This is a genomic window from Myroides odoratimimus (assembly GCF_004337635.1).
Classification (GTDB): domain Bacteria; phylum Bacteroidota; class Bacteroidia; order Flavobacteriales; family Flavobacteriaceae; genus Flavobacterium; species Flavobacterium odoratimimum.
The window spans coordinates 3,232,604-3,245,489 of record NZ_CP037427.1 but is presented as its reverse complement, the minus strand read 5'-3'; the positions used below and the strand labels follow the sequence as shown (position 1 = coordinate 3,245,489).

Annotated in this window: 10 protein-coding genes and 1 pseudogene; 9 read left to right on the top strand and 2 right to left on the bottom strand. The window is 35.1% G+C overall.

Annotated features, from left to right (window positions below; all coding sequences use genetic code 11):
* The first annotated feature begins 92 nt into the window (after nt 1-92).
* Both E0Z07_RS14615 and E0Z07_RS14610 read left to right on the top strand, forming a co-directional pair.
* Nucleotides 93-1,250, top strand: coding sequence for a TlpA disulfide reductase family protein (locus tag E0Z07_RS14615; RefSeq protein ID WP_039329672.1), 1,158 nt, complete (start codon nt 93-95; stop codon nt 1,248-1,250).
* A gap of 486 nt (nt 1,251-1,736) precedes the next feature.
* Nucleotides 1,737-2,732, top strand: coding sequence for an IS110 family RNA-guided transposase (locus tag E0Z07_RS14610; protein WP_131540881.1), 996 nt, complete (start codon nt 1,737-1,739; stop codon nt 2,730-2,732).
* Between the two features lie 262 nt (nt 2,733-2,994).
* Here E0Z07_RS14610 and E0Z07_RS14605 read toward each other — a convergent pair whose 3' ends face one another.
* Together E0Z07_RS14605 and uvrA are read right to left on the bottom strand one after the other, a co-directional pair.
* A complete protein-coding gene (locus tag E0Z07_RS14605) occupies nt 2,995-3,717 on the bottom strand; it encodes an LOG family protein (RefSeq protein ID WP_006260044.1) in 723 nt (240 codons plus the stop codon).
* Nucleotides 3,718-3,721: 4 nt separating this feature from the next.
* On the bottom strand, nt 3,722-6,556 hold the full coding sequence (gene uvrA / locus E0Z07_RS14600) for an excinuclease ABC subunit UvrA (protein WP_131540880.1): 2,835 nt from the start codon (nt 6,554-6,556) through the stop codon (nt 3,722-3,724).
* Nucleotides 6,557-6,782: 226 nt separating this feature from the next.
* On the opposite strand from uvrA, the gene E0Z07_RS18410 reads away from it, so the two are divergent.
* The 7 genes and pseudogenes from E0Z07_RS18410 (at nt 6,783) to E0Z07_RS14570 (ending at nt 12,878) form a co-directional block, all read left to right on the top strand.
* Nucleotides 6,783-6,962 carry a cytidine/deoxycytidylate deaminase family protein gene (locus tag E0Z07_RS18410; protein WP_039851744.1) on the top strand — a complete coding sequence of 60 codons (180 nt, stop codon included), beginning with the start codon at nt 6,783-6,785 and terminating at the stop codon, nt 6,960-6,962.
* The gene (locus E0Z07_RS18405) at nt 6,955-7,221 is read left to right on the top strand and encodes a deaminase (RefSeq protein WP_165868449.1); all 267 of its coding nucleotides are present in this window, start codon (nt 6,955-6,957) and stop codon (nt 7,219-7,221) included. The genes E0Z07_RS18410 and E0Z07_RS18405 overlap by 8 nt, the downstream gene beginning before the upstream one ends.
* A gap of 118 nt (nt 7,222-7,339) precedes the next feature.
* Complete coding sequence (locus E0Z07_RS14585; RefSeq protein ID WP_006260046.1) at nt 7,340-8,308, top strand: quinone oxidoreductase family protein; 969 nt, start codon at nt 7,340-7,342, stop codon at nt 8,306-8,308.
* 471 nt (nt 8,309-8,779) lie between these two features.
* On the top strand, nt 8,780-9,634 hold the full coding sequence (locus E0Z07_RS14580) for an energy transducer TonB (protein WP_006260047.1): 855 nt from the start codon (nt 8,780-8,782) through the stop codon (nt 9,632-9,634).
* A gap of 83 nt (nt 9,635-9,717) precedes the next feature.
* On the top strand, nt 9,718-10,857 hold the full coding sequence (locus E0Z07_RS14575) for a TlpA family protein disulfide reductase (protein ID WP_233445988.1): 1,140 nt from the start codon (nt 9,718-9,720) through the stop codon (nt 10,855-10,857).
* 12 nt (nt 10,858-10,869) lie between these two features.
* Nucleotides 10,870-11,184 (top strand): annotated as a pseudogene (locus tag E0Z07_RS18300) (TlpA family protein disulfide reductase); the annotation flags it as partial.
* A 629-nt stretch (nt 11,185-11,813) separates the two neighbouring features.
* The gene (locus tag E0Z07_RS14570; protein WP_131540878.1) at nt 11,814-12,878 is read left to right on the top strand and encodes an ankyrin repeat domain-containing protein; all 1,065 of its coding nucleotides are present in this window, start codon (nt 11,814-11,816) and stop codon (nt 12,876-12,878) included.
* Nucleotides 12,879-12,886: the final 8 nt, after the last annotated feature.

The following is a 12,886-nucleotide window of genomic DNA, read 5'->3' as shown; positions in this document are numbered from 1 at the left end:
TTTAGTTAATCATTTTAAAAAGTATGTAAAAATAAGGGGGTTCGTTTAAAATAATGTCTATTTTTAAGGATTAAAATAAAAAACATATTTAAATGAAAAAATTAGGAGTTTTTCTTATCGCCGCATTAGTATTTGCATCGTGTGAGAAAAAAAGTGTTATTGAAGTGACTGCTAGTAACTTCCCTGATAATACTGAAGTAGAAATATTAGCTGTAGAGGTAGGTAAAGATGTGCCTACAGAGGTAGCTAAAGGAACTATCGTAGGTGGGAAGGTATCTATCGAACATAAGTTTACAGAGTTAGACGAAGCTTTTTTAAGTATTAAAAGTGAAGGAGAGCAAGGGTTTAATGCCTTTTTCTTAGGTGAACCAGGAACGATTACAATCAAGATTGATAAAGAAACACCAGAGAAGACTGTTGTTGGTGGAACTGAGAACAATGAGAAACTTCAGAAGTTTCAAAATGAAATCAATCCTTATGCAGAGAAGATTATGAAGTTCTCTGATGAGAATGGAATGCAAATGATGATGATGGCTCAGAGTGGTCAAACAGATTCTGAAGAGTTTAAAAAATTACAAGCTCAGTACGAAGAATTGTTAGTAGCTCCTAAAACTATTTTAGACAAATACGCTAAAGAGAATGAGGGGAATGCTTTCGGAATGTTTTTACTAAATCAAATGATTCCTGCGGGAGAAAAAACGCCAGCAGAATTTAAAGCAGAGTACGATAAATATTCTAAAGGACTAAAAGAATCTAAGATAGGTAAGAGAGTGGCTGAGCGTTTAAGTCAATTAGTAGACGAAGGTGAAGAAGCAGAAGGATTATCAGTAGGAGAAAAATTACCAGAGTTTAAAGCACTTACTCCAGAAGGAAAAGAATTAACTCTATCCTCTTTTTTACAAGGAAAGAAGCTAGTGTTGGTAGATGTTTGGGCAGCATGGTGTGGACCTTGCCGTCAAGAGAATCCTAATGTTGTAAAGGCGTATGAAGCTTACCATGCAAAAGGGTTTGATATTATCGGATACTCAATCGATAAAGAAGATGCTGCTTGGAAGAAAGCGATTGCAACAGATAAATTAACTTGGACTCAAGTGTCTAACTTAAAGTTCTGGGAAGATCCTATCGTTGCAGATTATGGTATCGAAGGGATCCCTGCTAACTATCTTGTAGATGGTAACGGAACTATCCTTGCGATGAACTTAAGAGGTGAGGAGCTAAGTAAAAAAGTAGAAGAATTATTAGCTAAATAATCTTCATTTACAATATACAAAAAGGGCTGTTATGACAATGTCGTAACAGCCCTTTTTGTGAATTAAGAATTAGGAATGTTTGCCTACGGCTGTAGGATAACCACCCCGCCTTTCAGGCACCCCTCCACAGGAGGGGAATGCGATGCGTGGTAAGCAGCGTGTTTGTAGTTTGTTTATGCGGTACTACTATTCCCCTCCTTAGGAGGGGTGCCCGTAGGGCGGGGTGGTTTCTTCGTTTAATTACGAATTTCAAATTAGGAATTACCTTTAGATTTGCTAACTGAGAATATGATAATATTGTAGAGAATAAATAAAACAACCTAATCAACAAAGTGAACCAGACGAATTACAAGGATAACGCCCTAAAATTCGAGTAGGACTTTGTTGATTTTACTAAAGAGTATCAGACTAGTAATTAAGACGTCGAGGTCTAGTATTAAGGTTTAGATGATATTTTAGTAACAGGTTGCCTTAAATAATTATCATATGGACAAATTTACACAATTTATCGGAATAGATATTTCCAAAGATTATTTTGATGTAGCTATTTATGTAGATGCTAATTCTTGTAAACACAATCAGTTTGAAAACACTAAAACGGGAGTTGATCAATTTATGAAGTGGATGAAAAGCGAAGGATGTTGTGTAGAGGAAACATTGATATGTATGGAGCATACAGGTATTTATAAAAATATTTTAGTAGATATTTTGCTTTCAAAGAATTGTAATCTATGGGTAGAAATGGCTTATAGAATTATAAGAAGTAGTGGAATACAAAGAGGAAAGAATGACAAGATAGATTCTAAAAGGATAGCATTGTATGCTAAGAAAAATCAAGAAGAAGCGAAGCTCTTTAAAGCATCAAAGGCTGTATTGAATAAGATTCAGGCTCTATTGGGACAGCGAGAGATGAGTATAGCTCATAAGACAGCTATAGAAGTAAGAACCAACGAATTTAAGGGGTTTAATGATGAACTGTACAAGGTTTTGTCTAAAAATGACAAGGCTATTCTCAAGGCTTTAGAGAACGCTATAAAGGTGATTGAAGAACAGTTAAATACTCTTATTAGAGAAAATCAAGAGGTATCTGAGATATTTGATTGTGTGATTTCTGTAAGAGGTGTTGGAGATATTACAGCGATGTTTTTAATATGTTATACCAATGCGTTTACATCATTTGAAGACTCTCGACAATTAGCATCTTATTGTGGTGTTGTCCCTTTTGAATATACTTCAGGTAAAAGTGTAAGAGGCAAAGCTAAAGTACACTTTATGGCTAATAAAAAGCTTAAAAAACTTTTGCATCTCTGTGCTTTATCAGCTGTTAGATGGGACCCAGAGATAAGGGCTTATTACGAGAGGAAAGTTGGAGAAGGTAAGCATAAGATGCTTGTTTTAAACAATGTTAGAAACAAGCTTGTACAGCGTATATGTTCTTGTGTTAGGAATAAAAAAGCTTATGAGGTACGACAAGTAGCATAAACATCATACATTGAATTAGAAACAAAAATAGAGGATAATACGGATATAATCCTCAGGTTAGATATGCCTTGTTTTATTGAGTTATTCTCAAAAATAAGGTGTAAAATATATTAATAATGATTTGCTTTTATCATAGTAATCGAATGTTTGCCTACGGCATTAGGTACGTACATCACGTCCAACGAGTTCGCGCGGATTTGCATACAAAAAAAGACCGTTATATCACTATAACAGTCTTTTCTATCAGGATCTAAAACACTTTTTAGAAATTTGGTTTCAAATTGTACTTTTTGTAGAAAGCATCAATTACTTCTACAACTTCGTCAGCTGAATCAACGATCTTGATTAAGTTCATATCTTCAGGAGAGATATTGTGGTATTTATCTAAAAGAACATCTTTTACCCAATCAATTAATCCACCCCAGAAAGCACTACCTACTAATACGATAGGGAATTTAGCAATCTTTTTTGTTTGGATCAATGTGATCGCTTCGAATAATTCATCTAGCGTACCGAATCCTCCAGGCATAACTACAAACCCTTGAGAATATTTAACGAACATTACCTTACGTACGAAGAAATAATCGAACTGTAAGTTCTTATCGCTATCAATATATGGGTTGAAGTGTTGCTCGAAAGGTAGCTCAATGTTTAGACCTACAGATACTCCCTTACCTAAGTGAGCTCCTTTATTACCAGCTTCCATGATACCAGGACCACCACCAGTAATAATACCGTAACCTGCTTTACTTACTTTAAAAGCAATTTCTTCTGCTAATTTATAGTAAGGATCATCTGTTTTAGTTCTAGCAGAACCAAAGATAGATACACATGGTCCGATACGACCTATTTTCTCATACCCATTAACGAATTCAGACATGATTTTAAAGATTCCCCATGAATCATTAGTCTTAATCTCATTCCAAGATCTTTGTTTGAACTTGTCTTGGATCTTAGCCTCTTCGCTTTCAAATGCTTCTTTCATATTCTTAATTTTTTAATTCCATTTTTAAAAACTTAGCTGTATAGCTTTTCTCATTTTTACATATTTCTTCAGGTGTTCCTTTAGCAACTATCTGACCACCTTGACTACCTCCTTCATATCCCACATCGATGATATAATCTGCTGTTTTGATAACATCTAGATTGTGTTCGATAATTAAGATAGAGTTTCCTTTATCCACTAATCTATTGATTACCTCCATCAGCACTCGTATATCTTCGAAGTGCAGACCTGTTGTAGGTTCGTCTAAGATATAAAACGTATTACCTGTATCTTTCTTAGATAACTCACTCGCTAGTTTGATACGTTGAGCCTCTCCACCAGATAGCGTAGTGCTCTGCTGACCTAGGGTGATGTATCCAAGTCCCACTTCGTTTATCGTTTTAATCTTTCTATATATCTTCGGAATATTCTCAAAGAATCCTACAGCTTCTGCTACAGTCATATCTAGTATATCTGATATAGACTTTCCTTTATAGCGAATCTCTAGTGTTTCTCTATTGAATCGTTTTCCTTGACATGTTTCACATTCTACATAGACATCAGGTAAGAACCCCATCTCTATGGTACGCACTCCAGATCCTTCACAGGTATCACATCGTCCCCCTTTTACATTAAAGCTAAAACGACCAGGTTTATACCCTCGTATAGCCGCTTCAGGTACTTGTGCAAATAAGTTTCTTATATCAGAGAATACATCTGTATAAGTAGCAGGGTTAGATCTAGGTGTACGTCCTATCGGACTTTGATCGATAGAAATTACCTTGTCAATATGTTCTAAACCTACTATTTTTTTATAAGGTTGTGGTTTTGCTACTGCATGGAAGAAGTGTGTGTTTAAGATCGGGTATAATGTACCGTTGATTAACGTAGATTTACCAGACCCTGACACTCCTGTCACACAAGTAAGTGTACCTAGAGGAATCTCTATGGTCACATCCTTTAAATTATTTCCTGTTGCGCCTTCTAACTTCAATGTTTTACCATTTCCTTTTCTGCGTTTTTTAGGAACTTCTATTTTAAGCTTACCATTTAGGTAATTAGCTGTTAATGTATCTTCTTTTAATAATTGAGCAGGTGTACCTTCACTTATTATCTTTCCTCCATTCTTACCTGCTTTAGGACCGATGTCGATAACGTAATCTGCACGTTCGATCATATCCTTATCATGCTCTACTACTAAGACAGAGTTACCGATGTCTCTTAGTGACTCTAGCGATTTGATCAGCCTTTCGTTGTCTCGTTGATGTAATCCGATACTTGGTTCATCCAAGATATATAATACACCTACTAACTGAGAACCTATCTGAGTCGCTAATCTGATTCGCTGCGCTTCTCCACCTGATAAAGTACGAGAGCTTCTATTCAAAGATAAGTAAGTTAATCCAACATCTTGCAAGAAAGATAGACGAGTAGTGATTTCTTTTAATACTTCAGACCCAATACTCTTTTGTTTCTCGGATAATTTGCTTGGTAATTCTTTAAACCAATTGATTAGTGTCTCCACATCCATCTGTATAAGCTCACCGATATTCTGATCGCCTATTTTGAAATAGAGTGCTTCTTTTTTAAGGCGTGTACCATTACATTCAGGACAGTCGATCTCATCCATAAACTCCTTTGCCCATCTTTTGATAGTTGCACTATCACTTTCTTCAAATTGGTTTTTGATGAAATTGACAATACCTTCGAAGTCTATCTTATAGTTCTTCGTGATACCCGCTACTTTAGATACTACAGCGAAACTCTCTTGTCCACCATTTAGAATAATATCCATGGCTTCTGCTGGGATTTTTTCTATAGGATCATTTAGAGAGAAATTGTATTTCTCAGCGATAATCTCTAATTGTTTGAACATCCAAGATTTCTTCTCCGTTCCTAGAGGAATAAGTCCTCCACCTTTAATAGAAATCTTAGGGTCTGGGATGATCTTGAGCTGATTAATCTCATTGATCGTACCTAACCCATTACAGCATGGACATGCTCCCTTAGGAGAGTTAAAAGAGAAATTATTAGGTTCTGGTTTAGAATAAGAGATACCTGTGGTAGGACACATCAGGTGACGGCTAAAGAAGCGAGCTGTCTCTCCTTCATGCTCTAATACCATGATGATATCATCTCCATAGTGCATGGCTACTTTGATACTCTCTGTAAGGCGTTGCTTAGTCTGTTCTGTATCGTCTATAGCTATTCTATCGATTACCGTTTCGATATCATGTGTCTTATATCTATCCACACGCATACCTGAAGTGATGTCTTTAATCTCTCCATCTATGCGCACTTTTAAGAATCCTTGTTTCGCTATCTGTTCAAATAGCTCTCTATAATGTCCCTTTCTAGCGCGTACTACAGGGGCTAGTATATTGATGCGCTTATCTTGATATTCACTGATAATCAGATCTAGAATCTGCTCGTCAGAGTAACTCACCATTTTTTCGCCCGTATTATAACTATACGCTTCACCCGCTCTAGCGTATAGCAAACGCATAAAGTCATATATCTCAGTGATCGTACCTACAGTAGATCTCGGGCTTTTATTGGTTGTCTTCTGCTCGATAGCAATCACAGGAGACAGACCGTCTATCTTATCCACATCAGGTCTTTCTAGTCCTCCTAAGAATTGTCTAGCATAAGCAGAAAAAGTCTCTATATATCGGCGTTGGCCTTCTGCATAAATAGTATCAAAGGCTAGAGATGATTTTCCCGAACCGGATAAACCTGTGATAACCACCAGTTTTTCGCGAGGGATAGACACATCTATATTTTTAAGATTGTGAACTCTAGCTCCTAGTACTTCTATTGTTTCTTCTGTTTTAGACATATTTTTTGGCAAAGGAACAAATATACAATTTTATCTAACCAAAGAGAAGGACATCTGTCATTCTGCGATAGAGATTAGCAATTTTTTATCTCAATTTTTGTTTACCTTATATTTTAGGCATTTATTATTTTTGTTTTTAAAATACAAAGATTAGAAGAGATTGACACCATTTACTAAAAGATGTTTAGTACTATCTTTGATTATAACTCACAATACGAGGATCGCTATGGACAATCATGAATATTATATAAGAAAGTGTATAGAACTGGCGCTAAAAGCTAAACAAAAGGGAGAGAGCCCAGTAGGGGCTATTTTAGTAAGAGAAGGACAGCTGATAGCAGAGGGGGATAGAGGAAGGGAAAGGATAGCAAGATATAACCTGTCATGCAGAGATAGAGGTGATTAGAAATTTTAGAACACAATATGATGAAGTAGATTTGTCAGAATGTATTCTCTATACTACACATGAGCCATGTATTATGTGCTCTTATATACTGAGACATCACAAGGTAGGTATGGTCGTTTGGGGAATTTCAACAGGAGAGATAGGAGGGGTTAGTTCAGACTACCCTACACTGAGTACTACACAAATCTCGAAGTGGGGAGTAGCGCCCATAATTATAAAAGGGGTATTAGAAGAGGAATGCATTCAGACACTTTATTAATTTTTATATAAGTTGATTTTTGGCTAAATTGTTAGAATTGGAATTGTGAAAAACGAATTAAAACATTGGAAAACCAAGAGATTTAAGTACTTTTAGAGCTAAATTATAACACACAACAATGAAAGCGGCAATATTATATAAATCGGGTAGCACACCCAAATGTGGAGAGATAGACTCCACACTCACTGTGGAAGAGGGACATAGGATCATTAAGGTCAAAGCTTCTGCGGTAAAGAATCTAGATAAATCTAGAGTAAGCGGAAAACACTATGCAAGTTATAAAGAGTTCCCTACTGTAGTGGGGACAGATGGAGTAGGAGAATTAGAAGATGGGACTAGAGTATATGGATTTGGTATCACAGGGATGTTAGCGGAGCAAGCCATAATAGGAGATAATTATACCCCTATTCCTCATACCTTAGATAATGTGACAGCTGCAGCATTACCTAATGCAGTACTAGGATCAGCTATGCCACTGCTGATTAGAGCGAAGTTAGAAGCAGGTCAGACAGTCTTGTTTAATGGAGCTACGGGATTCACAGGACAAGTAGCGGTACAGATAGCAAAACACTATGGCGCTAAACATATCATAGTCACAGGGAGAAATGAAAAACTCCTAGAGGAATTAAAATCTTATGGAGCTAGTCATACCATCAATTTAAAAGATACGGACGAAAATATAAAGCAACAATTAAGTGCGATTCACAAAGAGACTCCTATCGATATTGTAATTGACTATTTATGGGGCAAACCTATTTCGCTTATCATGGAGGTATTAAAGGGAGAGTCTATGACTCACCTTGCCCATACTACTAAGATTGTTACTGCAGGTGATATGGCAGGTAAAGAAATTACGTTATCATCAGCCATACTTAGAAGCTCAGCTATTGAGATTTTAGGTTCTGGCTTTGGAAGTCTTTCACCAGAAGAGCTCATTGTATTTAATAAAGTTATACTACCAGAGATGTTTTTATTAGCATCGAATAATAAACTGCACATCCAGACCGAAGCACATGCGATAGAAGATATCGAGCATGTATGGAATAAGCAAGTCCCTTCGGGTACTAGATTGGTGATCACTATTTGATATATAAAATCTAAAAATTTAAAGAGCTACTTTATCCGAAGTAGCTCTTTTTTTGTTTTTTCACTCGTTAGTATGATTAGTTATAACTGTATCGTTATAGTAGGACGAGACACTTTTTCTTTTGAATGAGTCCGTAGTGAGTCCGTTATGAGTCCGTAATAAGTCCGTTAATTAGCACAAAATAACGGAGGGAGTAGGGACTTACTTCTCAAGTATAAAAGTATTGTCTGAAAGAATAGCAATACGAACTATGAACTAGGCTAGAAATAACTTATGTTAGTATTTATTTAAGAAAAATAAATACTCAAAATAATAAATGTGTATTATTTTTGTTTATAATTTGTATATTAGTTATATACTTTAGTTTAATATTAATTTTTTAATACAGTATGAGAGTAGCTGTAGATTGATTTAGCTGTTGGTATTCGAATAATCCAACAGCCTATTGTTTAACATTTAAAATAAATAATTATGGCAAAGAATGATTTGTTTAGAAAAGATTGGTTGGATATCGTCTTTGAGCACCGCAATAAGGCGTATGGAGCGTATAATTTGCGCAAAAACAGTTCGCGTACCACCGTTTTATCCTTAGTAGCAGGAATGTTTCTCTTTAGTGCCGTATTTATTGTTCCTACAGTGATCTCTAATTTATTTGCAAGTAATGATCCAGGTTCGCTTGTAGTGATTATTGATGAAGTTATTAAACCTACAGCAGTAGAAGAAGAAATCTTTACGTCTAAAGAGGAGCCAATCGTAGAACTCCCTGCCAACAAGGTAGAAACAGTATTAAGCAAGACTAAAGAAGTAGAGTTTCGCGAGTTCGAGGTAGCAGATGCGAATGAGGTTACTACAGTAGCCCCTACAGTAGATGAGTTTATAGATGCTAATCCAGGCGCACATAATCTAGATGCAGATCCAGATGGGGTAATTGCTATTGATGAAGCTAGAACAGATAATCCAGCTGAAGTGGTGGATTCTAATGACGCTACAGCAGGAGAAGCGCTAGAAGATACGACAGTGTATATAGGAGTATCTACTAAAGCAGAACCTTATGAGACAATGGCTAAATTTAGCAGCCGATTTGTGGGTTCATTTAGAACACCAGATTTGGATGCTAGTGTGAAGGAAGTAAAAGTTATTATGTCTTTTATAGTAGAGAAAGACGGTAGTCTAACAGATATCAAAGTGATGAGAGATCCTGGATATGGAGTAGGACAAGAGGCTATTAGAGTCTTAAAGAGAATGCCAAAATGGAAACCTGCCCTAAATAAAGGAAAGGCAGTTCGTTCTCAGTTCACGCTACCTGTTACGATTAGAGTTCAGTAAATTGTTTAGACTTTTCTATATTAAGCAGTATTCAGAGATGGATGCTGCTTTTTTTATTAAATTTAGTTTTTACTTAGTTGATTATGAAGACAAACATTGTGCAATACTTATTTTTAGTTACCCTAGTGCTTATTGGAGGGATTATGACAGGCTGTTTAGATAAGAACAGGAATATTAAATCTTCTGTTGCAGAAGCCAAACAAATTGTGTTTGTATTTGAGCCTCAAGAGATAGACTGGAGTAGTAATCGTTTAAAGAGTAATGCAATTATATATTTTGATAAAGATAGCTTGCAAGTAAAGAACTATGCGGTAAAGAACTATTTAAAAGAAGATACGATTGTGATTACTGTTAAGGATCAAGAAGTATACTTTAACTATTACCTATCTAATGGTAAGGGTATTAAACAGAATTTATTTTATAATTTTCAACGAGGGGATACTATAGATGTCAGATATGTTGATAATCTACCTTTAGTTGATATTCGACATAGAAAAGAAAATCTTGAGGAGATAAATATTCAGCAATACTTATATAGTAAACAACCTTTAGAACAAATCTTGTTTAGAAATAGATATGGCAGGAATCGCTCTACTGAGGAAAAAAAGAGATATCTAGTAGAAGAAGATAACTATTATCATGATGTATATTCAACTCTAGATTCTCTTAAACAAGTAAATCAGTTATCACAACGAATGTATGATGTACTATTTTATAGCAATTACTATTATAGAATCAATACTTATAAAGATACCTATGATTTTAATAGCATAGGTACAGAGGACTTGAGGCGTGATGATTTATTAGTGTCAGGAGCTTACCGCTTTTTCTTAGAAAACTATGTACAGTATTATTACGATATAAAAGTTCCTGATCCTCAAGTTCCTTTTGTAATTGATTACGAAGATGCTTTTAATAAAATAATAATAAGTACTGAGTTTAGCGAAGTGATCAAGGGGTATCTACTTCTGTATTATTTCGAACAAATAGTAAATAATGGAATTTTAAAGAAAGAATTAGAACTTCTATATGAGAAGCTGAAGGCTGGTGTAAAAAATGACAAAGCATTGTCTGTAATACAGCAGAAGTATGGAAGTAGGTTAAATAGTGTATCGGATGATAAAAGTGTTCTGCTGCTGGATTCTAATAACAATACAATTTCATTAACAGACATAGTAAAAGAGAATAAAGGTCAAGTTGTTGTAATTGATTTTTGGGCTTAGTGGTGTGGTCCTTGTCTTCAGATGATGCCCTATTCCAAAGCTTTAAAAGAGGTGTTAGAACAAGAACCAGTGTTATTTGTTTACATTTCGATTGATAGTGATAAGAGAGCTTGGACTACTGCTTATAATAAAATAGGATTATCTATTGGTAGGCATAATGTTTTGGCTATGAACTACCCTGAACATTCTTTCTATGAAGAATTAAATTTGACAGAAATACCACGTTATATCCTATATAATAAGGAAGGAAAATTAGTGAATTCTAAAGCTGCATATCCTAATAGTGATGTGCTTAGAGAAGAGATTTTATCTTTGGTGAAAGAGTAATACAGTTTTACTTTAAATCTTTGAATATTAGAGTTTTGATTGGTTATAATGATTTATATTTAAAATGTGAAATGCCTTTCTAATGTAAAGAGGAATATCAATTGATATTGACTAATAAGATTGGTACAAGTATACTATCATTGTTAAATATGTATTACATTTAGTAATATCATTCGAGTTAGGTGTATTTTTAACAATAGGGGTATGTTATATTATTTAATTGTTTTAGTAGTAATTATTCTTATTGGCAGTAATAAGAAGTGGGACTTAAAAAAGAAGGTGTTATTGATAATATCACTTCTAGTACTATGTGTTGTATTGTTTTTTATTGCGCTTATTTGAGGTTTTGATAGAGGGAGAGAGCCACTAAATGTAGAAGAAGAGTATAATGGTGATGAAAAAGGGGGATATGTTTATCGCAAACTAGTTAAAGAAAGAAGCCATTTTTTATTAGATATGTTTAGGATAAAGAGTTCTTATGGTTTATATACAACACCTTTTGAATTGAAGAAGCATTGCAGATAGTTTTGATTTTGGTGCTTAGTTTTAATAAATATTATTTATAGTTTAAATTATATTGCATTATTCTTTGTATATTCGGGTTGAAAAAAGAAAAAGAAAAGTTGTAAATGGCAAAGAAGAAGAAAACCCTACCCAAGGACTTTCAAGAATTAGTAGATGCTAAGGATATGAAAGCGTTAAAGAAAGTATTTGACACTTGTGAGATAGATGCACGAGGTGGTTATAGTAAGCATACTGCCTTGAGTTTTTATAACGTAAAGGATGAGTTTGTCCGTTGGATGGTGGAGAATGGAGCTGATCTGGAAGCTGTAGATACATATAAGCGAACAGCGCTACATGAACATGCTAGTAGACGCAATGGAAGTATAGCGGTTTTCTTAGAATTAGGGGCTAATATACAGGCTGTAGATACGTATGGCACTACGCCATTACACTTTGCAGCAGGATATGGATTGAATAAAGATGCTGTAAAGAGATTGATAGAAGTAGGTGCTAATATTCATGCTCTAGACTCTTATAAAGAAACACCTTTAAAATGTGCATTGAGACGTGCTAGTAATATTGACTTACCTGCTTTAGTAGAAATCGCTAAGTTACTTTTACCATTTACAAAAGAGATTACGCTAGGATTAAAAGATGATGTTACTCGTATAGGAGAACGCTTTGAATTTCATAGAGAAAATTTTAATGAAGAGTTTATAGAAGAAAGCGATACAGCTTTGACTGCTTTATATGAACTATTCGATGTTACGCCTGTTAAAAGACGTATTATGCACGATGGAGTATCTAAAATAGAAGTAGCAGGTACTACATGGGAAGAGCAGTTTGAAGAACTGTGGGATTACTTAATTCCTTCTAAGGGTAAGGCAAAGACTGTACAAGGGGAAGTAGTGCGTATAGCAGGGAAAGTTCGCGATGAAATTTATAGAAATGGAGGAGGCAATTGGGATGCTGATTTTAAAAAGATGTTAGATGCTTTCTTAGTGTATGTATCTTCTTCGAACGCATTGTCTCAAAAGGAGCTAGAAGACATCACTTCGTTAGTAAAGGAAATTCGCAGAAGTGGTGATGGTGAAACGAGAGAGCTTAATTATCTATGTGAATTGGCGAATAATTGGGTGCTTAAGAATAGCAATCCAATAAAATTAGGTGAAGTGAAATATAAGAGATAATCTTTAAT